This is a genomic window from Mucilaginibacter sp. A3364 (genome assembly GCF_059690715.1).
On the sequence record NZ_JCAWED010000001.1, the window covers coordinates 1,841,857 to 1,866,590 of the forward strand.

The 24,734-nt window shown below is 42.1% G+C and carries 26 protein-coding genes and 1 riboswitch; of the genes, 8 read left to right on the forward strand and 18 right to left on the reverse strand.

What is annotated here, in order from left to right; translation table 11 throughout:
• Positions 1-67 precede the first annotated feature (67 nt).
• From AC59JT_RS08285 to AC59JT_RS08300, 4 genes are all read left to right on the forward strand, one after another.
• Positions 68-550 carry a GAF domain-containing protein gene (locus AC59JT_RS08285; protein ID WP_497397665.1) on the forward strand — a complete coding sequence of 161 codons (483 nt, stop codon included), beginning with the start codon at positions 68-70 and terminating at the stop codon, positions 548-550.
• Positions 543-1,196, forward strand: coding sequence for an alpha/beta hydrolase (locus tag AC59JT_RS08290; RefSeq protein ID WP_497397667.1), 654 nt, complete (start codon positions 543-545; stop codon positions 1,194-1,196). Before AC59JT_RS08285 ends, AC59JT_RS08290 begins: the two co-directional genes overlap by 8 nt.
• Positions 1,193-1,795 (forward strand): DNA-3-methyladenine glycosylase, encoded by a 603-nt coding sequence (locus AC59JT_RS08295; RefSeq protein ID WP_497397669.1) that lies wholly within the window; start codon positions 1,193-1,195, stop codon positions 1,793-1,795. The genes AC59JT_RS08290 and AC59JT_RS08295 overlap by 4 nt, the downstream gene beginning before the upstream one ends.
• A gap of 76 nt (positions 1,796-1,871) precedes the next feature.
• Positions 1,872-2,774, forward strand: a complete 903-nt coding sequence (locus AC59JT_RS08300; RefSeq protein WP_497397671.1) for a histone deacetylase family protein — start codon at positions 1,872-1,874, stop codon at positions 2,772-2,774.
• On the opposite strand, the gene AC59JT_RS08305 is transcribed toward AC59JT_RS08300, so the two are convergent.
• Genes AC59JT_RS08305 through AC59JT_RS08320 form a run of 4 tightly spaced genes read right to left on the reverse strand, consistent with a single transcriptional unit; the run spans position 2,771 to position 5,777 of the window.
• Complete coding sequence (locus AC59JT_RS08305; RefSeq protein WP_497397673.1) at positions 2,771-4,150, reverse strand: MATE family efflux transporter; 1,380 nt, start codon at positions 4,148-4,150, stop codon at positions 2,771-2,773. The two genes, AC59JT_RS08300 and AC59JT_RS08305, sit on opposite strands and share 4 nt — an antisense overlap.
• Before the next feature lie 53 nt (positions 4,151-4,203).
• Positions 4,204-4,836 carry an AlbA family DNA-binding domain-containing protein gene (locus tag AC59JT_RS08310; protein WP_497397675.1) on the reverse strand — a complete coding sequence of 211 codons (633 nt, stop codon included), beginning with the start codon at positions 4,834-4,836 and terminating at the stop codon, positions 4,204-4,206.
• A complete protein-coding gene (locus tag AC59JT_RS08315) occupies positions 4,826-5,302 on the reverse strand; it encodes a GNAT family N-acetyltransferase (protein ID WP_497399351.1) in 477 nt (158 codons plus the stop codon). Before AC59JT_RS08315 ends, AC59JT_RS08310 begins: the two co-directional genes overlap by 11 nt.
• Positions 5,283-5,777: a PaaI family thioesterase gene (locus AC59JT_RS08320; protein ID WP_497397677.1), complete on the reverse strand. Its 495-nt coding sequence runs from the start codon at positions 5,775-5,777 to the stop codon at positions 5,283-5,285. Before AC59JT_RS08320 ends, AC59JT_RS08315 begins: the two co-directional genes overlap by 20 nt.
• Positions 5,778-5,917: 140 nt before the next feature.
• Here AC59JT_RS08320 and AC59JT_RS08325 point away from each other — a divergent pair, with 140 nt between their 5' ends.
• Complete coding sequence (locus tag AC59JT_RS08325) at positions 5,918-6,142, forward strand: hypothetical protein (protein ID WP_497397679.1); 225 nt, start codon at positions 5,918-5,920, stop codon at positions 6,140-6,142.
• A gap of 230 nt (positions 6,143-6,372) precedes the next feature.
• Here the strand turns inward: AC59JT_RS08325 and AC59JT_RS08330 are convergent, their stop codons facing one another.
• The 14 genes from AC59JT_RS08330 to AC59JT_RS08395 form a co-directional block, all read right to left on the reverse strand.
• Positions 6,373-7,617: a tetratricopeptide repeat protein gene (locus AC59JT_RS08330; protein ID WP_497397681.1), complete on the reverse strand. Its 1,245-nt coding sequence runs from the start codon at positions 7,615-7,617 to the stop codon at positions 6,373-6,375.
• 8 nt (positions 7,618-7,625) lie between these two features.
• The gene (locus tag AC59JT_RS08335; RefSeq protein WP_497397683.1) at positions 7,626-8,741 is read right to left on the reverse strand and encodes a tetratricopeptide repeat protein; all 1,116 of its coding nucleotides are present in this window, start codon (positions 8,739-8,741) and stop codon (positions 7,626-7,628) included.
• 15 nt (positions 8,742-8,756) lie between these two features.
• On the reverse strand, positions 8,757-11,321 hold the full coding sequence (gene gyrA, locus AC59JT_RS08340) for a DNA gyrase subunit A (RefSeq protein ID WP_497397685.1): 2,565 nt from the start codon (positions 11,319-11,321) through the stop codon (positions 8,757-8,759).
• A 362-nt stretch (positions 11,322-11,683) separates the two neighbouring features.
• Entirely contained in the window at positions 11,684-12,112 is a 429-nt protein-coding gene (locus AC59JT_RS08345) for a hypothetical protein (protein WP_497397687.1), read from the reverse strand.
• 1 nt (position 12,113) lies between these two features.
• A complete protein-coding gene (gene hemF, locus AC59JT_RS08350; RefSeq protein ID WP_497397689.1) occupies positions 12,114-13,028 on the reverse strand; it encodes an oxygen-dependent coproporphyrinogen oxidase in 915 nt (304 codons plus the stop codon).
• A gap of 198 nt (positions 13,029-13,226) precedes the next feature.
• On the reverse strand, positions 13,227-14,225 hold the full coding sequence (locus AC59JT_RS08355; protein WP_497397691.1) for a hypothetical protein: 999 nt from the start codon (positions 14,223-14,225) through the stop codon (positions 13,227-13,229).
• A gap of 22 nt (positions 14,226-14,247) precedes the next feature.
• On the reverse strand, positions 14,248-15,498 hold the full coding sequence (locus tag AC59JT_RS08360; protein WP_497397693.1) for an MFS transporter: 1,251 nt from the start codon (positions 15,496-15,498) through the stop codon (positions 14,248-14,250).
• Between the two features lie 110 nt (positions 15,499-15,608).
• Positions 15,609-15,806, reverse strand: a complete 198-nt coding sequence (locus AC59JT_RS08365) for a cold-shock protein (protein ID WP_497397695.1) — start codon at positions 15,804-15,806, stop codon at positions 15,609-15,611.
• 137 nt (positions 15,807-15,943) lie between these two features.
• Positions 15,944-16,579 (reverse strand): peroxiredoxin, encoded by a 636-nt coding sequence (locus AC59JT_RS08370; RefSeq protein ID WP_497397697.1) that lies wholly within the window; start codon positions 16,577-16,579, stop codon positions 15,944-15,946.
• A 185-nt stretch (positions 16,580-16,764) separates the two neighbouring features.
• On the reverse strand, positions 16,765-17,235 hold the full coding sequence (locus AC59JT_RS08375) for a hypothetical protein (protein WP_497397699.1): 471 nt from the start codon (positions 17,233-17,235) through the stop codon (positions 16,765-16,767).
• A 264-nt stretch (positions 17,236-17,499) separates the two neighbouring features.
• A complete protein-coding gene (locus AC59JT_RS08380) occupies positions 17,500-18,243 on the reverse strand; it encodes a menaquinone biosynthetic enzyme MqnA/MqnD family protein (RefSeq protein WP_497397701.1) in 744 nt (247 codons plus the stop codon).
• Between the two features lie 9 nt (positions 18,244-18,252).
• On the reverse strand, positions 18,253-18,867 hold the full coding sequence (locus tag AC59JT_RS08385; protein ID WP_497397703.1) for a histidine phosphatase family protein: 615 nt from the start codon (positions 18,865-18,867) through the stop codon (positions 18,253-18,255).
• An 83-nt stretch (positions 18,868-18,950) separates the two neighbouring features.
• Positions 18,951-20,144 (reverse strand): aminofutalosine synthase MqnE, encoded by a 1,194-nt coding sequence (gene mqnE, locus AC59JT_RS08390; protein ID WP_497397705.1) that lies wholly within the window; start codon positions 20,142-20,144, stop codon positions 18,951-18,953.
• 112 nt (positions 20,145-20,256) lie between these two features.
• Positions 20,257-20,793, reverse strand: a complete 537-nt coding sequence (locus AC59JT_RS08395; RefSeq protein WP_497397707.1) for a hypothetical protein — start codon at positions 20,791-20,793, stop codon at positions 20,257-20,259.
• Positions 20,794-20,880: 87 nt separating this feature from the next.
• Here AC59JT_RS08395 and AC59JT_RS08400 point away from each other — a divergent pair, with 87 nt between their 5' ends.
• The 3 genes from AC59JT_RS08400 (at position 20,881) to AC59JT_RS08410 (ending at position 24,675) form a co-directional block, all read left to right on the forward strand.
• Positions 20,881-21,996 carry a trans-sulfuration enzyme family protein gene (locus AC59JT_RS08400; RefSeq protein WP_497397709.1) on the forward strand — a complete coding sequence of 372 codons (1,116 nt, stop codon included), beginning with the start codon at positions 20,881-20,883 and terminating at the stop codon, positions 21,994-21,996.
• Positions 21,997-22,075: 79 nt separating this feature from the next.
• Positions 22,076-22,186, forward strand: a riboswitch (SAM riboswitch).
• Positions 22,187-22,405: 219 nt separating this feature from the next.
• Positions 22,406-23,464: a homoserine O-acetyltransferase family protein gene (locus AC59JT_RS08405; RefSeq protein ID WP_497397711.1), complete on the forward strand. Its 1,059-nt coding sequence runs from the start codon at positions 22,406-22,408 to the stop codon at positions 23,462-23,464.
• On the forward strand, positions 23,464-24,675 hold the full coding sequence (locus tag AC59JT_RS08410; protein ID WP_497397713.1) for a homoserine dehydrogenase: 1,212 nt from the start codon (positions 23,464-23,466) through the stop codon (positions 24,673-24,675). The genes AC59JT_RS08405 and AC59JT_RS08410 overlap by 1 nt, the downstream gene beginning before the upstream one ends.
• Positions 24,676-24,734: the final 59 nt, after the last annotated feature.

Below are 24,734 nucleotides of genomic sequence, written 5' to 3' on the forward strand. Positions count from 1 at the left end.
CTAAATAAAAGATTAAATATGATATTTAGCTTATTTACTTTCGGCAGCGCATACTTAACTTTGTTTTATGGCAGAAGATCTGAAAATTACTACATCAACCGATAAGGAAGAAAAATACCGCTCCATCATCCCGCAAATTGAAGCTTTACTATATGGCGAAACCGATATAATTGCTAACCTGGCCAATATAAGCGCTGCTTTAAAAGAGCAGTTTAACTGGTTTTGGGTAGGCTTTTATATGGTGAAAAAAAATGAACTGGTGCTTGGCCCATTCCAGGGACCGGTGGCTTGTACACGTATTGCCAAGGGAAAAGGAGTATGTGGCAGCGCATGGCAACAGCAGCAAACATTGGTAGTTCCGGATGTGGGCGCGTTTCCCGGGCATATTGCCTGTGCGTCGGCTTCGCGGTCAGAGATCGTGGTGCCGGTTTTTTACAACAATGAAGTGGTTGGCGTGTTAGATGTTGATAGTGAACACCTGGCTCATTTTGATGGGGTTGATGCACAATACCTGGAGCAGGTAGTGAAACTAATAAATTTTAATGTCTAAAATATTTCTAATAGCCGGCCTTGGCGCTGACACCCGTATTTACAACAACATAGACCTGGGCGACGAGTATGAAGTTGTACCTGTAGACTGGATTGAACCTAACGCTAAAGACACTTTAGATACTTACGCGCATAAGCTTGTACATCAATACAATATCCGACCAAAAGATGTTGTAATTGGTAATTCCTTAGGTGGCATGATAGCTACCGAAATAGCCAAGCTGGTATCCCTTAAAAAAGTGATTTTGATCTCCAGCATTAAAACTATCGACGAAGCACCCTGGTACTTTAAAGTATTCAAACGTGTGCCTGTTTATAAGTTATTACATGGCAGATTGTTGAATAACCTGAGCCTGATGGTGAAGCCTGTATTCGGTAAAATGTCTGCGCAGGATGCCTGGTTGTTTGATGATATGCTGAAGCGTTCATCGCCAAAATTCATGACCTGGGCCATGGGGGCTGTGTTGCATTGGGATAACCGTGTAGTACCGCCCAATATTCATCACATCAACGGCGATAAAGATCTGATCTTCCCTTACAAAAAGCTTAAAGATGCCACCATTGTGCAAGGCGGTACGCATATTATGATATTTGATAAAGCCAAACAGATCAATAAACTATTAAAAGCCATCCTGAAGAAAAAATGAAGCTTGCCGAGTCATACTATCAGCATAACGATGTGGTGAAAATATCACGCGATCTGTTGGGGAAATATCTTTTTACCAACATTGACGGTGCACTTACCGGTGGTTTTATTGTGGAGACTGAGGCTTACGCGGGCATTATCGACCGGGCATCACACAGTTATGGTGGACGAAAAACTCCCCGCACACAAACCATGTATATGCCTGGCGGGATCGCTTACGTGTACCTGTGTTATGGTATTCATGAAATGTTTAACGTTGTTACCTCAACCGAAGGTGAACCGCATGCTATTTTAATCAGGGCTATTCAACCTGTTGAAGGATTGGATATTATGCAGTTCAGGCGGAAGATGAATGTAATGAAACCTGCTATCACCATGGGGCCGGGTTCTGTAGCGCAGGCGCTTGGCATATCGCGACAAATCAATGCGATCAGTTTACAAAGCGATGATTTATGGATTGAGGATCGAGGCATGACAATCCCTGATGAACAAATTGCTGCGGTGCCGCGTGTTGGTGTTGCTTACGCGAAGGAAGATGCCCTGTTGCCTTATCGTTTTTTTGTAAAGGGGAATCCTTATGTTAGTAAACCTAACAAATAAGGCCAGGAACGCGATATATCCATTTGAGGCGTAAATGCTCGTCAGGTTAATAAAAGTTGCTTATAACTAATATTTCATGCTTAAAATCGCATTTGATCCAATATATGCACATCCGCTACCCGAAGGGCATCGTTTCCCGATGCTTAAATATGAGCTTATACCCGAACAGTTGCTGCATGAAGGGTTGATAACTCAAGCTAATCTGTTTTCGCCGGATCTTGTGAGCGAAGCTGATATCCTCGCTACGCACGATAAAATATATTGGCATCACCTCCGCGATGAAACGCTTTCGGCTAAAGATCAACGGCGCATTGGGTTTCCATTATCTGCCCGTTTGGTTGAGCGCGAACGTAAAATAGCACAGGGAACAATTGATGGTTGTAAGTATGCCTTTATGCACGGTATTGCATTTAACGTGGCCGGTGGAACGCACCATGCCGGCACCAATTGGGGTGAGGGTTTTTGTTTGTTAAATGATCAGGCTATAGCTGCTAATTATTTGTTAAATAATCATTTAGCTAAGTCTATCTTCATTATTGATTTAGATGTGCACCAGGGTAATGGCACTGCGCAGATCTTCGAAAATGAGGAAAGGGTATTTACATTTTCCATGCATGGCGTCAATAATTTCCCGTCCCGTAAGGAAATATCAAATTTTGATGTTCCGTTACCCGATGGTATTGGCGATGATGAGTTTTTGAATATTTTGTACAATACCATGCCCGGACTGATAGCCAAACAACAGCCTGATTTTATATTTTACCTGGCGGGAGTTGATGTTTTAGCAACCGATAAATTAGGTAAGCTTGCCCTGAGCAAAGAAGCCTGCAAACAACGCGATCATTTTGTTTTCACGCAAGCCATTAAGCATAATATCCCGGTGCAGGTTAGCATGGGCGGCGGTTACTCGCCGCAGATAAAGGATATTGTGGAGGCGCATTGTAATTCGTATCGCGTAGCTAACGAACTGTACTTTTAATCCTGTGCTATAATTACAGGTGTTTTATCGCGGTGATGTTTGCTGATGATCCTAAACCTGATGTAAAGTAAAATGGCAGATATGGCAAGCCCGAATGTTAAGCCATACCAAACGCCCTGGCCTCCCCATTTAAGATAAATGCCCAGGAAATAAGCCAGCGGAAGTCCCATTACCCAGTAGGCTATAAGAGTGATAACGGTAGGTATATTTACATCGCCCACACCCCGTAAAACACCCAGGCCAATTACCTGTGTACCATCAAACAACTGGAATAGTGCTGCTATGATAAGTAATTGTGCTGCAATACTTATAACGTTCTTATCTGAAGTATATATCCATGGCAGCATATTACATCCAACAGTAAATATCAAAGCTGTTATCGACATAAAAACAATAACAACATGATAACTCGCATTTGTTGAGAGGCGCAGGTTATAATGATCTTTAGCACCAAAATAATTACCGGACTTGATAGCTGCCGCAGCCGACAACCCGCTCGACATCATATAGGTGATAGATGCCATACTAATTGCTATTTGATGGGCAGCCAATTGTACTAAACCAATACTACCCATAATTACCGCCGCAGCACTAAAAGCACTTACCTCAAAGCCATATTGTAAAGCAACAGGGCCGCCAATACCAAATATTTTAAGGCAGCGAACACGATCGATATTTTTGATGGCGAAAGTGGTTAAGTACGCTTTAAAATTCTTCGACTTAAAAACATAATATCCCATTACGCAAGCCATTAAGCAGCGGTCAATTAACGTACTGTAACCTACGCCGGTAATACCCATTGGCTTTACGCCAAATAAGCCCTTAACGAAAATTATCCCCAGGCAAATATTCAGCACGTTACCCCAGATGGATATCATCATGGCCTGTTTGGTGAAGCCAAGCCCTTCGGCAAACTGCTTAAAGGTGTTGAAAATAAGCATCGGGATAATGGATAGCGCCAACAAGGTTAAGAACGGCCTTGCTTCGGCAACCACCTGCGGAGATTGATCCAGATGCCCTAACAGGTATACCGAACCAACTGATATTATAGCAAACAAAGCAATGCCGCTAAGCAGGTTAATAAATAAGCTGTTGGATAATAGTTGTCCGCATTCTTTAAAGTCGCCACGGCCGTTATTTTGCGCTATAAGAGGAGTGGAGCCATAGGAGATACCTATGCCAATGACCATAGGCACCACAAAAATACTGTTGGCCAGTGATACAGCCGCCAGGCTAACCGTGCCTGAAAAGTGTCCAACAATGATCGTATCCGAAGTTTGAACCAGCGTATGACCCAATTGCGATATCACAACAGGGATAGCCAGTTTAAGATTATCACGGTAGTATTCTTTGTATTTTTGGTAGATAGCTTTCATTTTGCACGCATCGGTAGGCCGTGCAAAATTATGAAATTATTGCACGGACGGTGTTATTGATCAGTCGCCGCAGTGTAGTATTCTTCTTTTTCGGTAGTATGTATACGTACTACACCTGATAATGCCAGGTTAACCAGGATACGCTGCGCTGCACGACGGCCAACTTTAATTAAATCACAATATTGTTTCACATCAATACGCTCATTAGTCGTTAAGTAATCTAATAACTTACGTTCTTTATCCGAATATTCTATCAATACACCTGTACTATCGCCTGATCGTTTTAGTACATCAACCACCACTTTACTTGCTAGCACACTTTTATCTTTCACCCGCACGTAAACCCACCATTTACCATCTTCGGCAAGCGCGTAATGGGGTTTCAAGTTACTTTCGGCCGTATCAACAATCAGTACCAGTTTATCATCCACATACACCTCTTCAAACTTAGGCTCCAGTGCAGGGCGGCAAAACATATGAGCGGCTTTGGTGATCATATAGCGCTCTTCGTCCTCAGATTTAACCCCCTTAATGGTGCCATCATCAGCTACGCCAATTAACAAACGCCCGCCTTTATTATTGGCAAACGATACCATAGTACGAGCTATTTTTTCGCAACTGGTAATGGTTTTTTTAAAATCTAAGGTTACACCTTCGCCTTCAAAAATCTGTTTCTTAATGCTCATTTTCTATAGGTTTAGATGCCAAATACGGTGTAAATATTTCCATCCAAAGCTCGGGTTTACTTACAGGCGTAAATCCAAACTGTGTGTAAAGGCCATGCGCATCTGCTGTGGCTAATGACCATCTTCTTAATCCTTCAAACTCATCGTATTGTTTAATAGATTGGATCAGCCATTTAGATAAACCCAGGCCGCGATGAGCCGGCAATACAAAAACATCTGCAATGTAGCCAAAAGTGGCTTTATCTGTAATTACCCTTGCAAAACCCACCTGGTTGTTGTAATAATATACACCAAAACAAATAGAATTTTCTATCGCCCTTTTTAGTCTTTCCGGTGGGATGCCTTTTGCCCAATAAGAATCCTGATCCAGGTAATTATAAACAACGTCAAAATCTATCAGGCGTTTGTCTGTTGATATTTGATATCCTTTTTTTGCAAATGCTTCGTCATTCATAAATACCTTCATCACTTTGGCTTTCAATATAGTTTAAATTGCGTACATAAACCTCATTCATTAAGGTAACGCATACCTCGCCTTTTTTGTCTACAATATCTATCGGGTGTGCTTTTACGTAGCGGCCGCCGGTGTTTAGTACATGTTCCGCTTCGGCTATTTCTTCGGCTGATAACCTAATGGTAAAGTAAAGTGAGCCTAAGCCAGGCTTTAAAAATTGTATTTGTGCTGATTTTGACCAGGCTATTAATTTATAGCCTTTTTTGGTAAAGTGCTGATGAAACAACAGCGGTAAAAACGGATCGGCGGCAGCAAATAATGTCCCTCCGAATATAGAATTATTGTAATTGCGATTTAAAATGCTCTTGCTTATTTTAACTCTTACCCCTGTAAATCCTTTATCAAAATGTTGCACCCAAATGCGCTGAAAGAAAAGAGGAGGGTAGAAGCGCATAGCCCATTTCAATAAACCTTCGGATACCAGCATGATAGCTAAATATCAATAATTAAAAGCAAACATTGTTACACCGTTTTGATTTTTGATGAAAATTTGATGAAAAATATTTCAACAGATTTCAAATGGCACGGTTATTATACTGTAAATAAGGATAATTAATAAAAACACCTATGAAAAAGCACATTTTAAGTTTAGCAATTGTAGCCGGCATGCTTGGTACAATTGCATTTGGATGCAGTTCTGAAAAATCGGCATCCGGCACAGATACAGCTGTAGCCGTTGCAGATTCGCCGGCTGCAGTATCACCGATGGTTATGGATACCAACAGAACACCACCAATGGCCGATACAGCAAAAAAAGTTGTTACAGATACAACCAAGAAACCGCCAATGTAAATTGGAAAGTTTTAATAAAAAAGCCCGCAATTTGTTGCGGGCTTTTTTATTGACGATTACCAGGTAGCGTTTCAATAGATCATAGATAACGCGACAGCCAAGACCAGATATATAGCTATTGGTAGCTGGGTTTATAAAATTCACATAATTAACATTATGTTAAGTACAATATTTTAATGTAAGCCCGGATTATTATGTCCGGGCTTACTATGGGTTGCAATGTGCTCCCCTTATTTTGCTTTTAGCGCATCGATCTTCTTTTGAGTTTCGTTAGCTTGTGCAGTGTTTTTAGTACCTAAGTAATACAATTTCAAATTAGCTAATGCATCTTCAGATTTTGGCTGAAGCTCAACAGCTTTTAATATCCATGGTTTAGCCAGTTCCAGCTGTGCACTGGCTTTAGCCATGGCCACATCATAATCTTTTTGTTTGGTTAACTGGTTAGCTGCATTGTACATATCAATACCTGGGCTTAAAGTAGCATAACCTAAGTTTAAGATGGCATCGGTATAGTTTGGATCAATTTCCAACGCTTTTTTAAACATGTCAGACGCTTTGGCAAAGTCTTTAGCACGTTGAGCAACCAAAGCCGCTTTTTTTGCAGCATCTGTTTCTTTTCTCAGTTTGTTGGCTACCGCGTCAGCAAACTGCGCATTTGTTAAACCTGCGTAGTAATATAAACTTTTGTTTTTCGGGTCATTAGCAATAGCTGCTTCAATTTTGCCAATAATTTCCTGTTGTTTGCCGGTTAATAAACCAATCTCAATTTCTCTTTTTCTCAGGTCAGAGTTGTTTGGAAATTTCTCGATACCCTCTCCTACAGCTTTTAAAGAAGCAACAGTATCTTTTTGTTGAAGATAGATCGTTGAAATATCTAAATAGATGTCTTCTTTTTTAGAGTAAGCTGTAGTTACCAGTTTTTTGTAATTGGTAAGCGCTTCCGGGATTTTATTTGATTGCCTCGCTGCTAATGCTGTGTAGTAAATAGCGTTAGTATCTTCGGGCATTACAGTACGATAATAGTTAAATGCATCATACGCTAGATCATATTTTTTAGCCTGGTAATCTTTTACACCTTTGTTCAATTGATATTGAGCCAAATTGCTTCTGCCATTTTCAACATATGATTTGAACTCTTTTTTTGTATCAACCTGCTCAGCTTTAGTTAAAGCGGCATCAGCTATATCAAAATTTGGTTTTGACGTTGCCTCCACAGTATCTTGTGCTGCTAAAAATGCATATATAACGCCTTTTAACGCATAGGTCATCGGCAAGTCTTTAGTTTTATCGTGAACCGAGGCTTTGTCAATAGAAGTTTTTGCCTGAGTTAAGCTGGCGGCCGCCAGTGGGGTACCTCTTAAGGCATCTACCTTTCCGAAGGCCTCATTGGCTTTATCAAGTTCGTTTTTTTGCGCAAATGATGCTGTGGAAACAAGGCCCAATATACCTGCCGCCATCAAAAATTTAATTTTCATCTCTTAATTTATTGATTGGTTAACTGTTTTAATTTATTATCTAACTTCTCTATTTGATATTTATTATTGGTTTTTGTGTACAACAGCTTCAATACTTCCAGGCATCGCACATCATTTGGCGATATTTCGTTAGCTTTTTCCAGCCATTGTATAGCGCTGTTTATATTTTTTTCGCTGTCTTCTTTTTTCAGTTCACTTTTTTTAACGTACAGTAGTCCTAAATTAAATACCGGGTTAAACGCTGAACTATTAAGGTCGATTACATGCAAGTAAAGCGACTCTGCTTTATCATAGTTAAATAGCTGATCATAGCAGTTAGCTGCTACGAAAACAATATCGGGGTTATTTGCATTAATATCAAGCAGCGGCACCAATAATGGCTCCAACGCTTTGTAATTTTTTTGATTGCTGTAAATATTGGCCTCGTCCAGCAATAAGTTTTTATCGTTTGGTACCAGCTTCCTCCCCTTTTTGATCACCTCCAGCGCATGTGCCGTATCACCTACCGATTGATAAATATTTGAGGCGGCTTCAAAATACTCAACTTTTAAAGTGTCTGATTTAAATAAGCCATCATAATACTTAGCTGCGGCCTGTAAGTTGCCTAATTTGCTATTGGTATAAGCCATGTAAGCATTCAACTGCTCAAAATTAGGAACATACCTACTGGCTTTTGAAAACAGCGCTTGCGCATTGCTGAAATCAGAGATACGCACATACGTAAATGCCTTACGAATGTATACGTTTGCCAGGCAACGTTTAGCAAAACTCATCTCGGTTTCGTACCTGAATATTTGTTTATCAGCCTCCAACTTGTCAACCAGGTCGGTAGTTTTTCTGAAAAAATCTGTGGGTTGATTGAGCTTATTGGTGGAATCGGTGTATAGTATAGCGCAATTAATTACGGCGCTATATACGTTTTTTTGAAGATCGCGGGAGTTTTTGCCGATGGCCATAAGGCTGTCAATTGATTTTTTAGCGTTGCCTAAAAACCTAACCTCGCCCCTTTGCTTATAATATGCCAGGCTATTTACCACACCCTTCAGCACTTCCGACTGGCAGAAAGCCATGGGTGCGGTAAATATTAATAGTAAAACCGATAAAGCAATTTTACGTCCCGTCATATATAGTTTGTTTTGTTATTCTGTTGTTTCTTCTGATGAAGATTCAGCATCGGCATCCGGACTTGATTCGCTATTTTCGTTCAACTCATCGCTTACTTCATTTTCCTCTTCCTCATCATGCTCAATTTTAGCTACTGATGCAATTTCGTCATTGCCTTTCAAGCTAATGAGTTTAACACCTTGCGTAGCACGGCCCATTACCCTTAATTCGCTAATAGCAATACGTATAATTACGCCTGACTTATTGATGATCATCAGATCTTCCATATCAGTAACACCTTTTATGGCAACAAGGTTTCCGGTTTTTTCAGTTACGCTAAGAGTTTTTACACCTTTACCGCCACGGTTAGTAACGCGGTAGTCGTCAATATCGGTACGTTTACCGTAACCTTTTTCAGATACTACCAATACCGTAGTCTCCGGATTATCAATACTGATCATACCAACAACCTCGTCATTATCGCTATCTAAGCTGATACCTCTAACACCTGTCGCGGTACGTCCCATCGGCCTAACTGTAGCTTCGTTAAAGCGTATAGCACGACCAGATTTAAGCGCCATAACGATCTCGCTGTTACCGGTAGTTAAGTTTGCTTCTAGTAATGAGTCACCATCATTTACATTGATAGCGTTGATGCCATTAGCACGCGGACGAGAATAAGCCTCTAAAGATGTTTTCTTGATCACACCTTTTTTGGTACACATAATAATAAAGTTGTTCTCCAGATACTCGCGATCTTTCAGGTTAACAACTTTAATATACGCCTTGATCTTTTCTTCTTTTGGTATGTTGATGATATTCTGGATAGCACGGCCTTTAGAAGTGCGTGAGCCTTCCGGTATTTCAAAAACTCGTAACCAAAAGCATTGCCCTGATTCTGTAAAGAACAACATGTAATTGTGGTTCGAAGCGATCAGTAAGTGCTCGATAAAGTCTTCATCACGGCTATTGCTGCCTATGGCACCTTTACCACCGCGGCTTTGTCTGCGGTATTCGGTAAGAGAGGTCCGTTTGATGTAACCTTCATGCGAAATGGTGATAACAACGTTCTCATCCTCGATAAAGTCCTCAGTCTGCATTTCGGCAGATGAGTAGGTTATTTCGGTACGGCGCTCATCGCCATATTTATCTTTTACTTCAGCCAACTCATCTTTAATGATCTGCATTCTCAGGCCTTCGTCGGCAAGGATAGCGTTTAAATGATCAATTAATTTCATCAGGGCCTCGTACTCGTCTTTGATCTTATCGCGCTCCAGTCCGGTTAACCTTCTTAGGGTCATATCCAAAATGGCGCGTGCCTGAATGTCTGTTAAACCAAAATTGGCCATCAAGCCTTCGCGGGCCTCATCAGGCGTTTGTGAAGCACGGATCAACTTGATAACTTCGTCCAGATGATCCAAAGCTATAAGCAAGCCCTCTAGTATATGGGCGCGTTTTTGGGCTTCAGCCAATTCAAATTTGGTACGGCGAACGATAACCTCATGCCTGTGCTCAACAAAGTGATGGATAAGATCACGAAGGTTAAGCAGCATTGGGCGGCCATGTACCAGTGCGATGTTATTTACACTAAATGAGGTTTGTAAGGAGGTGTATTTGAATAAGTTATTCAGCACGATCGCGGCATTGGCCTCACGTTTTATTTCGTAAACTATGCGGATACCTTCACGGTTCGATTCATCGCGAATGGCTGATATACCTTCGATCTTTTTATCGTTTACCAACTCGGCGGTACGTTCGATCATCAGGCCTTTGTTAACCTGGTACGGGATTTCGGTAACGATAATACGCTCGCGGTCGCTGCCATAGGTTTCGATCTCGGCACGGGCACGTAATACCACGCGGCCACGACCGGTTTCCAGCGCCTCGCGCGGACCGTCAAAGCCGTAAATTATACCTCCTGTAGGGAAATCGGGGCCTTTAACGTGCTTCATCAACTCGGCAACTTCAATATCGCGGTTGTCAATGTAAGCTACGGTGGCGTCAATTACTTCGCTCAGGTTATGCGGGGCCATGTTGGTGGCCATACCTACCGCGATACCCGACGCACCGTTAACCAGCAGGTTAGGGAACTTTGATGGTAATACGGTTGGCTCCTCTAACGAATCGTCAAAGTTTAGCTGGAAGTCGATGGTGTCCTTGTTAATATCGGCCAGCATTTCCTCGGCAATTTTTTGTAAGCGAGCCTCGGTGTAACGCATTGCCGCAGGGTTGTCACCATCTAATGAACCATAGTTACCCTGGCCTTCGACCAACGGGTAACGTAAGCTCCACTCTTGCGCCATACGCACCATGGTGTCATATACTGAAGAGTCGCCGTGCGGGTGATACTTACCCATTACCTCACCCACAATACGGGCAGATTTTTTATAAGGTTTATTATTGCTCAAACCCAGATCAAGCATACCGAACAATACGCGCCTGTGCACCGGTTTTAAACCATCGCGCACATCGGGCAATGCCCTTGATACGATAACCGACATTGAATAATCAATGTACGCCGCTCGCATTTCCTCGTCAATATTTATCGAAATTATTTTGTCTTCGTTACTCGAATTATCGTTCTCTGTTCCTTCAGCCATCTTAATTTTTGTCTGTTAATTCTTCTTGTAATTTATTGGTTGAAATCGGTCTCTGTTTCTAACTGGCGAAGTTAATAAAATCATTCATTTTATGGCCGTTTTTTACTAACAAAATGGCTCCACAACTGGCCTATTTGGGCAGATACCCGAGGTTTTTTTCAACAATTACAGAATACTCCACATTACCGCTTCAAAGGGCTTGAGCGCGAGCGGGTTTAATAGAAAAATTACAGCGAATTTAAGGGCGCAGTGTAGCGCGTTATGCGTAGCCGCTACAGGTGCTACACTTTTCAATTGTAGCGCTACACCTTATAATAAATTAATAATCAGATTTTTATCTAGATTATTGGTGTACTAGTGTATTAGTACGGTAGTGCACCTGTGTTACGCTTAGCGGCAGCTACTTTTATCCAGTAGTCTACTATCTCGGTGTTGTTGGGTAATGTGCCTTTCAGCATCAGGGTGTCCTTACGAACTACGTAGCGGTACCGCACTGTTTTGCCTACCATTTGCTGATCCTGTAAGGCAAAGGTCTGCGTTTCCATGCAGCTATCAGGTGTTAAAGTATAGATACCCGATTCGTATCTCAGCGGTGGCTCCCCTGCTTCCAGCGCGTTTGCTTCAAAAGTACTATCGGTATAGGTGCGCTGCATTTTATAGGCTTTGGGCGGGCCGAAAAATTTGCCTTTGCTGTAGCCGCCAGCGTATTGCCACGTGCCGCTCAGTGTTTCGGCTTTATAAAACGACGATAATACCACAATTACCGCTAACAGCGCGATCATCTTTTTCATACTACGCCCAGTTGATACCTTTTTTTAATAACGAAATGGTTTTCTCCTCTTCGCTGCCGGCTTTTGGTTGGTAGTTGTACAGCCATTTAGCCGTTGGTGGCAGGCTCATCAGTATCGATTCTATCCTACCGTTGGTTTCCAGCCCAAACTTTGTACCTGCGTCATAAACCAGGTTAAATTCGGTGTAGCGACTGCGGCGCTGGTATTGCCACAGCTGTTGGTCTTCGGTAAAGCTTTCGTTTTTGTGACGATTAACCAGTTCGGTATAAGTTGGGATGAATGAACGGCCCAACGCTTTTGAAAATTCAAAGATATCTTCCCAGCTTAGTTTTTCATTAGCAGTTAGCCTGTCGTAAAATATGCCGCCTATGCCGCGGGTTTCGTTACGGTGTTTAATGTAGAAATAGTCATCGGCCCAGGCTTTAAAGCGGGTATAAAACTCGTTGCTGTATTGGTCACACACGGCTTTTAAGGACTGGTGAAAAAACTTTGCATCATTCACCACCACGTAATGCGGCGTCAGATCAATACCACCACCAAACCAGCGTACCGGCTCGCGGCCCGCGGCAAAGGTTGATGGCATTTCAAAGTACCGTATGTTCATGTGGATGATTGGCACCAAAGGATGATTAGGGTGGATAACAATAGATACGCCCGTCGCAAAAAAATCATCCTGGTCTATCTTCAGGCTTTTTTTGATCACATCAGGTAGTTGTCCTTCTACAGCAGAAAAATTTACGCCGCCTTTTTCAAAAATGTTACCATTCTGAATGATCCGGGTACGACCGCCGCCGCCGCCTTCGCGCTCCCATTTTTCTTCCTCAAACTTTGCTTTGCCGTCAACCGCCTCTAACGCGGCACATATTTCATCCTGTATCTGCTGGTAGTCGGCGGCTATTTGTTCTTTGGTTATCATTGAGGGCAAAGGTAGTGTTTTGGTTGAATACGCCCTAAAAGTCATTAAATGTTAGTCCGGATCTGCGATCCCGGACTCCCGAGTCGAGGATTTGCAATCCTCGGTGTGCGGCTTCTGGCATTACGGTAGCGGATTGCAAATCCGCCGCTCTTTAGTCCGGGATTATAAATCCGGACTAACAGAATGTCAAATATTTGACTAAAGTACTAATGGCACTTGCTTAAAAGGTTCTGCCCAGCCTAAGTCACGCGGCGCCAATACGACTAAATCCGATCTCGTTCCGTTTGGGATTTTGAACTCATGTACGTAAAAAGTCTTCCTATTCGGCTCAGTCATATTAAATTGAAAATGTTCATTTACCATTGTCGAAAAAATATTGTTGCCTTCTAGTAGTGGAAATGGGCTGAATCTTACACAATACATAACGAGGTTAGCTACTATTGCATTAATACAGTTCCTTAATGTAGCCGACGATAGATGATTAGACCTATCATGCTTAGTTTTATTATAAGCATCATACCAACTCAACGACTCGGACGGTTTGGATACGAGCCAATCTTTAAACGGCTTGAAAGGAGCTAGCGACATTTGACCTCGCAAAGTTGCTTGAAAGTCATTTAAATGAAGTTTATCTAAAAGTTTGACATAATCCTTGGTTGTGTATTGCTTGCCATTAGTAGGCTTGCAATTGGCTAATTGCATATAAAATTTCCAAGTACTCTCTATTTCTGTACATGCTAAGATTAAAAGTTCTCGAGATTTATTGCTGTAAGAATCGAGGCACTTCTCATCAGGTTCAATATAAAAAAATAACTCGTCAAGTTTGTCTAACAAAAGGCGCAAAGATCGTTCTGATAGTTTCATCTCATTTTCAGAACAACCCAACGCTTCATAAGTATCTACGTAGTAGTAAAGACACGGCCTCCAAACTCCCGTAATTGAAAAACCAACTTCTACATCAAGCGCCTGTACATCTGTAGCGCCAAAAGTTTTTTCTATCCATTCTTCTAACGTACCTGTTTTAGCCTCAATCGCAGTTAATCCTTGTGATATTATATGATAAGGAACTCCTTTACCATATAAATGCACAAAATGCGTATCCGTTTCGTAAGCGTAGCCCCAAGGCTGACTCAGATGCAAGTCATTAACCCATCCTGGTAAAGTGGTTTTATTATTTCTATATGTAAGACCTCTCATGATAACTGATAAACTTACGTTATCAACTCGGCATATTCGCCCCCTCATCCTCAATATAATCCAGATCCTTATCAAAGGTTTCCTCTAACTGGCTGGTGGCAAACAGCGCAATAGCGGTTAATAAAACCATGGTGATGTACCCTGCGTTGACACGGCCGAAGTGGCCCATCAGGAAGGTGAAGAAAAAGTTGATAGGTATCAACGAGCCACGCACAAAGTTTGGCGCGGTGGTGGTTACGGTGGAGCGGATGTTGGTGCCAAACTGCTCGGAAGCTATGGTAACAAATGTTGCCCAATAACCTACCGCGAAACCCATAAAGAAGCATAACCAAATAAACTGCGGCGTGGTGATGCCTTTGGCGCTCAGGTAAAACATAGCGCTTATCAGCGACAGCAATAAAAAGATGAACATGGTGTTTTTGCGCGACCGCGTGTACTGCGCCAATAAGCCCGCAAATATGCCCCCTACCGAAATACCGATATAAGTGTACATAATACCACTGCCGGCGCTTAAAGGCTCTTTAGCGCCCAGCGCAACGCCAAATTCGGGTGCTTTGGTTACCAGTACCCCTACTACGTACCACAGTGGTGCGCCAATTAATATGCAATACAGGTATTTCAGGAAACGTTTACGGTTATTAAACAACAACAGGATATTGCCTTTTGATACATCCTTATCGGATATGTTTTTAAACATGCCCGATTCGAAGGTGCCCATCCGCAGCAGCAACAACAACACGCCCAGGCCGCCGCCAATGTAGTAAGCTATACGCCAGTCGTATTTGCCGGCCATGGCGGCAGCTACCGCGCCTAAAAGGCCAACCATGGCTACAATGGTGGTACCATAGCCGCGGCGTTCTTTACTTAGGGTTTCGCTAATCAGGGTTATACCTGCGCCCAATTCGCCGGCCAGGCCTATGCCTGTTACAAAACGAATGATGGCATAGCTATGCACATCGTGCACAAAGCCATTAATGATGTTACCTACCGAGTATAAAAATATCGACCCGAATAATACTTTAATACGGCCCAGCTTATCGCCCATTACACCCCATATCAAACCTCCCAGCAGCAGGCCGAACATTTGCATGTTGATGATGTAATTGCCATCAATTTCTATCCTATCGGGTGTTACACCTATTTCCTGCAGACTACGTACCCGTACGATTGAAAATATCACCAGGTCGTAGATATCAACAAAATAGCCCAGTGATGCTACCAGCACCAGGAAAAAAACATTCTTTTTAGGATTAGCTAAAGTGGCTTGCGTCATGACTTAAGTTTACTATTGGTAGGGCTAATGTAATATAAATTTAAATTTTAGGGCAAAAAAAAACCTCTGTTGTTCACAGAGGTTTTTAATTTCTTTGGTTAAGCACTTATTTATACTTTTTTAACGTTTACTGCTTGTAAGCCTTTTCTACCTTCTTCAACGTCATACTCTACTGTGTCGTTGTCTTTAATAGCATTTACGCCGCCTTGTACATCTTTAAAGTGCACAAAAAGATCTTTACCTTCTTCGGTAATGATAAAGCCGAAGCCTTTTTGAGTGTTAAACCATTTTACTTTTCCAGTTTTCATAAATATAATATTCGTATTAAAAAATTGTGTTAAACATGTATAATTAAGCCTAACTGAATACAAATGGTATTAATAATCAGCGGTATAATATAGCGTGCTACATCAAATATATAAAAATATTATATAACCAAATAAAATTATTTATTGGGTTGTGGGGTTAATCGTAAGTACGGTTTAACCTCTGTAAAACCTTTAGGAAATTTTGCCGGGATGTCTTCGGTTTTAATTGCAGGCACTACAACCACGTCTTCGCCGTCTTTCCAGTCGGCTGGTGTAGCTACGCTGTGGTATGCTGTTAATTGCAGCGAATCTATCACCCGTAATATTTCAACAAAGTTACGGCCGGTTGATGCCGGGTAAGTTATGATCAGTTTAATAGTTTTATCCGGACCAATAATGAACAGCGAACGCACGGTTGCGTTTACCGAAGCATTTGGATGAATCATGTCATAAGCCTCGGCTATTTTACGATCCTCATCCGCCACTATCGGGAATTGTACATCAACATTTTGTGTTTCGTTAATATCTTTTATCCAACTGCGGTGCGATTCGGCCGAGTCAACACTTAGTGCCAGTACTTTTACATTGCGTTTTGCAAATTCATCCTGCAAAGCCGCGGTACGGCCAAGTTCGGTAGTACAAACCGGTGTATAATCTGCCGGATGCGAAAATAATACGCCCCAGCCATCGCCAAGGTATTCATACAGGTCTATCTCTCCTACTGAAGTATCTGCCTTAAAGTTTGGTGCTTTATCGCCTAATCGTAAACTCATGGTATTTGTATTTTTTATGTGATTGATGAAGTAAAGTTAGCCCGATGATTTTAAAAAGCAAACCTTAAATACAAAATAAACTAGTATTTATATAGACTTTACATACAATTGACTTTCGCGACAGCATAAAAACAAAAAGCCCCGCAACCATAGGCCGCAGGGCAATTGTAATTAATTAGGGTAAATTACTTTACAGTTTGGAAATACTGTACGGTATCGTTAGTTGATACTGACAGAATAGCCTCGCTTTTAGCGTTTTTGATGTTTACAAATACTACTACCGGCTCTTTATCATTTTGAGTTTCAAATTTGATAACCTCGGTTACAGTATAATCTTTGTAATTTTTTGCTATTTGATTTTTAACGGCAGTTGACAAAGACGCGTAAGCGATAGTTTGGGTACGGCCCAGGTATTCGCCTCTTAAATCGTAAAATGCTGTATATTTTTGACCATCAATGGTAAATGTAGCTTTTTGGCAGTTTGAACTTACAGTCCAGGTAACGTTTGCAGCTGCATCAAAATCAGCTTCAAATTGGTTAAGGGCAGCGTAAGTAACTGTTTTTTCATCGTCAGTTTTAACTTTTTTACCACCATCTGCAAATGCAGCAAAGCTAAACATGGTAGCGATAGCTGCGGTTATAAATAATTTTTTCATAGTTTCTTAAATTTTAAATCCGATACAAATGTAAAGTGCAATTACTTAGTGTACAAATTACACGAAATTTTTGCGAAAGTGTTATTATCACCCTCCAAAATTGAAGTGTCGTTAAAAAAATTGCAAAACACTTAGTGTATTTATTACAATAACAAAAATATAATGGTGTATTTTGTACAATAAGTAGATTAAAAACGGCCCAAAAAAAGAGGCGCTACCCTATTGTAACGCCTCTTTTACAGTTAGCAGACATTTAAATGGCAATTACAGCGCCTTTATATAGTCGAGGAATAAATGGAGTGCTTTTTTCTTGTCCTCAGTCAAATTAAAATCCAGTTTATGCATCAGGTAATCTTCCAGGTCGAAGTCTGCGCGGGGCGGAATTTCTTTCAGTACCTCTGCCCTGTGGTTTAAGCCGTATTGTAATGCTTCGTCCAGTTCGGTTATAAATTCCTGTTGGATGGGTTTGTTGGCTATCCAGGCGGCAAACACGAATGGCAGGCCGGTAAACTTTTGCCATTCCTGGGCCAGGTCATACACAAACGGGTATTGTTCTGTTTTGCCAAAGGTGCGATCGCCAATTTGTACAAAGGCCGTATTTTTTTGGGTGGATGTTGAATAGTCGGCCGCATCTGTTATTAACTCGGGTTTAACCTTCCAGTAATTTTTCAGCAGTACCAGCGCCAGGTTATTTGATGAGCGCGATTCGGGGTCGAGCTGTAGATGTGTCACCTTATTTATCTCGCAATTGCTAAAAATAAAAACCGAATTAACTGCACCCACTGCGCCAATGCAGTAGTTAGATACGATATGCCATTCGGGAAGATTTAACGTAGCAGCAACGGGTATCAGGCCGATATCAACCGTGCCGTCTATCAGTTTCTGCGCGCAATCGGCAGGAATATCCAGGCTAAGGTTTATCTTGTTGATGATATCGCTGTGTTGTAATCCGTATAAAAAGGGTTTGGTGTTAGTGTAGCTAACGGCAGATATTTTTATGTTATTCACAGGTATTTCTTAAGCGATCTTCAGGTGATCGGCATTATTAAATTCTACGATCTCAAACTTCCCGCCATCGTGCGTTACCTTATACAATACCAGGTTTTGGTGCGGGAAGCTATCCATCTCGGTTAAAGGTTTGCCGGTAAGCAGGCACAACAATAAACGCATAGCGCGGCCGTGCATACATACTAAAACCGTCTGTTCTTCCGGGTGACTCATGATCACTTCCAAAGCTTCCAACTGGCGTTTTTTTACTTCGTTGGGGCTTTCGCCATCTTCAAACTTGGTATCCAGTTTGCCGGCAACCCAGTCGCGCATTAATTGTAAAAACGCTGCTTTGGTTTCGGGTGTGCTGGGTTGGCCTTCGTAAATACCCCATGCAAGCTCGTCAAGTCCTGCAAGTTTCTCGTAAGGAATACCCAGGTCAATAAACGGCTGTATACTTTGCTGGGTGCGCTTAAGTTCAGAAATATAGATCTTATCAAAAGGCACAGCTTTATAAGCGTTGAAAAACTGCTTTGCCTGCAGCTGTCCTTCCTCGTTCAGATCGGTGTTGCGGCCCCGGCCTTGCACTATGCCTAACTTATTTAAATCTGTTTGCCCGTGGCGGACGATGTATAGTGTTTTCATTTTAGTCATTAGTCATTGGTCATTGGTCATTGGTCAGTTGTCATTGTAAACTTTACTAATGACCAATGACCAATGACTGATGACTAGTTTATCACCGGCAGCCTGTAAAACTGTGGCTTTTGCTCGGCTTCAAACTGGTAGTCGTTATAGTCGGTAACTACGTTGTATAGTGTGTCGCGTTCTATAGGGTAACGGCCTACCTGTTTTATCAGTTCAACCAGTTGTTTGGTGCTCATGGCCGGGGTTTGTTCTTCGGCGCCTGCCATGCTGTATATTTTGGTGGTATCGTCCAGCGTACCGTCAATATCATCAACCCCAAAGTTTAGCGATAACTGTGCCGTAGTACGACTGATCATGGCCCAATAGGCTTTGATATGATCAAAATTATCCAGGTAAATGCGCGATATGGCATAATTACGCAAATCCTCAACCACCGGAACCTCGGGCACGTTAGACATCTGGTTATCCTTATTACGGAACTTCAACGGGATAAACGTTTGGAAACCACCCGTACGATCCTGCAACTGGCGTAGGCGTTCCATGTGGTCAACCCGGTGCCAGTGCTGCTCAATATGGCCGTAAAGCATGGTAGCGTTTGAGCGTGCACCCAGTTTGTGCCATTCTTCGTGTATAGCTAACCATTGGTCGGCGGTACATTTGTCTTTGGCAATCTGGTCGCGTATTTCCTGGTGGAAGATCTCGGCACCACCGCCGGGGATAGATTCCAGGCCTGCATCCAGCATCATTTTCATGCCGGTGGGGTAGTCTATCTTAGCTTTTTTGAAGATGTAGTGATATTCAACCGGCGTTAATGCTTTCACGTGCAGATCTGGCCGATGCGCTTTGATACGTTTAAAAAGCTCGACATAAAACGGCACATCATACTGTGGTAACACGCCACCTACAATGTGTACCTCGGTAACGGGTTCGTTATCGTATTTTTTTACGATATCGAACATCTCGTCCATGGTGTACTCCCAGCCTTCCTCCTTCTGTTTCAGCAGGCGCGAATACGAGCAAAACTTGCAGTCGTAAACGCAAAGGTTGGTGGGTTCGATATGAAAATTGCGGTTGAAATAAGTTGTGTTGCCGTGGCGCTTTTCGCGAATGTAGTTGGCCAATACGCCAAGGTAGCTTAGTTCGCCTTTTTCGTAGAGGATCACACCTTCATCAAAAGTGATGCGCTCGTTGTGGAGTACTTTTTCTGCAATGCGTTTTAAATCAGCAGATAAGCCCGGATCCTGTAATAATACCTGTAAATTACCTGGTACTTCCATTTAATAAAACGTTTAAACAAAGGTAGCAAAATGCTGCAATTTTGCAGTGCTTTGCTATATATAACCCGTGTTTAAACAAATAGTATGACGCTTATCTTACAGTAGCAGGCCGTTAGTTAGTTTTGATGATAGATTTTATTTCGGCGCCAATAAAACAACCTTCAAGGCAGCCGCTTTTACGTTGGTAGCCTGCTTTTGATATCATGCCGTTGTTACCGGCTTCGAAGAAAATATCGTAACGATCTTTAGCCTGTGTTAACCAGGTAGTTTTGGTAAACGAGTAAATATCATCTAAAGCATAAAGGTTGGCACCTTCTCCGCCATGGCTGTTTAGGGTTTTTTCGTTTTCGTGCCACTCTGTACTTAGGTAGTAGGCACCGGTATTATTACTGACCCTGTATTCGTAAAACCAGTAATCTCGGGTCGTAACCTGGCCATTTTTAATGGTTAGTTTGGTTTCCGAATAAGCAAAGTTTAAAGGACGTTGTACTGCAACGTATGAATAGTTGTTATTTGCGTTTGATTTAAACGTTTCAAAAGCTTTTAAACTTTTCTCGTAGTCATTAGTAACCGCGTCCTTTTTGGTGCACGAGGAAATAAGCACGATCAACGAAAGCATGCTTAAGGTTATATATTTAAAAAAGTTCATGTCTGCTTAAATTGGTTATTAAGTACATAAAGTTACATAATTGTAACAGTATTATGGTAAATAATATGGTAATTTGATATGCTTAATATGAAAACAGAAACCATTGCCATACACGCCGGCAACCATGCCGATGCCGCTACCGGAGCCGTTATACAACCGATAGTTCTATCAACTACGTTTATCCGTAACGCGGACGGTAGTTATACCGATGGCTACATTTACAGCAGGGCTTCAAACCCTAACCGCACTTCCTTAGAAAATGTGTTAGCTCAGTTAGAGCAAGGGGCAGATGCGGCAGCCTTTTCATCGGGCAACGCGGCGGGCATGGCTGTATTTCAGTCATTGGCCCCAGGTACGCATGTTATTGCGCCCGATGATATGTATCATGGGTTACGTAACCAGCTTAAAACTTTATTCGCCGGCATTTTAACGTTTGATTTTATTGATGTGAATAATGAGGCTGTTTTAAATGCCCACATCAAACCCGAAACCGGACTAATCTGGATCGAAACCCCATCAAACCCATTATTAAAAATAAGCGACATCAAAAAAATCGTCGCGACAGCAAAACAGCATAACATTAAAGTGGTGTGCGATAATACCTTTGCAACCCCTATTTGCCAGCTACCATTAACCTTAGGTGCCGATATAGTTATGCACTCCAGCACCAAATATTTTGGCGGGCACAGTGACTTAATGGGCGGGGCTCTAATTACTGCAGAAAAAAGCGACTGGTGGGCCAGGATCCGTGCCGTACAAGAAATGGGCGGCGCTATCCCCTCTCCGCAGGATTGTTATTACCTGGCACGTAGTTTGAAAACACTGCCGTACCGTGTACGCGGTCATGTAAGTAATGCACAGCTACTGGCGGAATACTTACAACAGCTTCCAAAAGTTGAACGCGTGTTATACCCCGGTTTACCATCGCATCCCAATCATGAGGTTGCCAAACAGCAAATGCAAAGCTTTGGCGGGGTATTATCATTTTGCTTAAATGGCGGCAAAGAAGAAGCGCACCGTGTTATTAATAAGCTACAACTATTTACCCAAGCCACCAGCTTAGGCGGTGTAGAAAGTTTGATTGAGCACCGTGCTATGATCGAAGGCCCGGATACTAAAACACCGTTTAATTTGCTGCGGGTATCTGTCGGGTTGGAGCATATTGATGACTTAATAGCCGACTTAGAACAAGCTTTGGCTTAAAAAATTTGCACTTTTACCTATCAGCATATATATTTGCAGCTCGGTAGCAATACCATGATCAATTCCCTCATACGGTTTTGATTTATAAAGAAGTGGCGAGAGATCAGGCTCAATGACCCACTGGCAACCCTCTAAGGTTAGAGATAGGTGCCAATTCCTGGCCCGGTAAATATCCCGGGAAATATAAATTAACAACATGGATAATTTAAAAAACACCCTTCTTCCGCAAATTTTAATTAATGCCCAAAACGGTACCGCGCCTGCTTATTGCATGTGCTATATGTGCCGCTGTTGATCCCTCACCCGTTTATTTTCTCCACAAAAGAAAAATAACGAACAGCGTTAACGGATAAAATATATCCTTTAGCCTCCCTAAAAATCAACACGTTAATTACTATCAACCAAAAAAATGAGCATTTTAACTTATAAGCATACATCACCATTCCAACTCGAGTCGGGCAAAATACTGGCCGAACTTGAAATTGGCTACCACACCTTTGGCACCCTTAATGCCAATAAGGATAACGTGATATGGGTATGCCACGCCCTTACTGCAAACTCCGACGTATTGGATTGGTGGAAAGGCCTTTTCGGCGATGCCGACTATTTTAACCCGAACGAGCATTTTATAGTTTGTGCCAATATATTAGGTTCGGCCTATGGTACTACCAGTCCGCTCAGTGTTGATCCAGCAATCGGCAAGCCATACTTTTTATCGTTCCCCAACATTACTGTAAGGGATATGGCGAAGGCTCATCAGTTACTAGCGCAGCATTTAAAGTTAGATAGCATACATACCGTAATTGGCGGATCATTAGGCGGACAACAAGCTGCCGAGTGGGCCATTATGGAACCTGATTTTATAAAAAACCTGATCCTTATCGCTACCAACGCGCGTCATTCACCGTGGGGTATTGCTTTTAACGAGTCGCAGCGTTTGGCTTTACTGGCAGATGAAACTTATCATGCCGAAACCGTAGATGGCGGTAAAAAAGGTTTAAAAGCCGCACGCAGTATAGCGTTACTATCCTATCGTGGTTATAAAACTTACACGGTTAGTCAGCAGGAAGACGCGGATGCTAACAACGCCGATGATTTCCGTGCAGCCAGCTACCAGAGCTACCAGGGCGATAAACTGGTGAACCGATTTAATGCCTACAGCTATTGGCACCTAACTAAAACCATGGATTCGCACAATGTGGGCCGTAACCGAGGTGGGGTTGAAAAAGCGTTGAGCCTGATCAAAGCGCGTACGCTGGTTATCGGTATTAAATCAGACGTGTTATTCCCGGTTGAAGAACAGCAATACTTATTTCAGCATATACCGCAGGCGGCATTTGCCGAGTTCGACTCGTTTTACGGGCACGACGGTTTTTTAATTGAAACCGGTATCCTTACTAATATTATCACATCATTTTTTAAACAAGACGTAAAGGGAAAGATCATCCAGTTACAGCAAATAGCATAATGAGCAAGAAACTAAATATCGGCCTTTTTGGCTTCGGCGTGGTTGGCCAGGGACTAAATGATATCATCCAGACTAAAAACCTTAACCTTGAAATAAAAAAGATAGCTATTAAAGATGCCAGCAAAAAGCGCTCTTTACCGGCCGAACTTTTTACTACCGACAAAAACGAACTGCTTAACAACCCGGAGATAAACACCATTGTTGAGCTGATAAACGATACCGAAGCGGCTTTTGACATTGTATCAACCGCGCTTAAATCGGGCAAGAACGTAGTATCCGCCAGTAAAAAAATGATAGCCCTGCATTTGGAGGAGCTGATCCAGATACAACAACAATACGGCACATCATTATTGTATGAGGGCGCGGTTTGCGGTAGTATTCCTATCATCCGTAACCTTGAGGAGTATTATGATAATGAGTTGCTGCACTCTATCTGCGGTATATTCAACGGTTCGTCAAACTACATTCTGTCTAAAGGCTTTTTGGAGAACATGGATTATGATGCCGCTTTAAAACTGGCGCAGGACCTTGGCTTTGCCGAAACCAACCCGATAATGGATGTAGGTGGTTTTGATGCGAAATTTAAACTGGTGATAGCCGCGTCGCATGCTTATGGTGTTATTGTAAATCCGGATGAGGTGTTGAACATAGGTATTCAAAACCTGGGAGCAGATGATATTCAGTACGCCCGCGAAAAGAACCTGAAAATAAAACTGGTACCGGTAGCTAAAGAACTGGACGACGAGCATGTTGCCATGTTTGTATTGCCAAAACTGGTTACCGAAACGGAGTTTTTATACAATGTGGAATATGAGTACAACGGCGTAATTGTACAAGCCGCGTTTGCCGATCAGCAATTCTTTTTTGGTAAGGGCGCTGGTGGCCACCCAACAGGTTCGGCTGTGTTATCGGATATTGCTGCTTTACGCTATGACTATGCTTATGAATACAAAAAAACCAAAGCTAGTAAAGGCTTAAACTTTACTAATGATATTGAATTGTGCATTTACCTGCGTTATGAGAGCGACGAACTGCTTGAAGCGTTGAAATTCATCAGCATTAAAGAACGCTACTATTCTGGCAATTATAAATATGTTATTGGAAAAGTAAATCTGCAAAATCTGATCGCTAACGAACAACGTATATCGGATGAGAAGGCATTTCTGGCCTTCGCCGATCAGCTAACAGGGGTCAGTTTAGCCTCGGCTTAAAACCCAACTAAACTTTGCAGTAGTTTTGTTGTGAAGAAAAATGAAAGGTTCCGTAACAG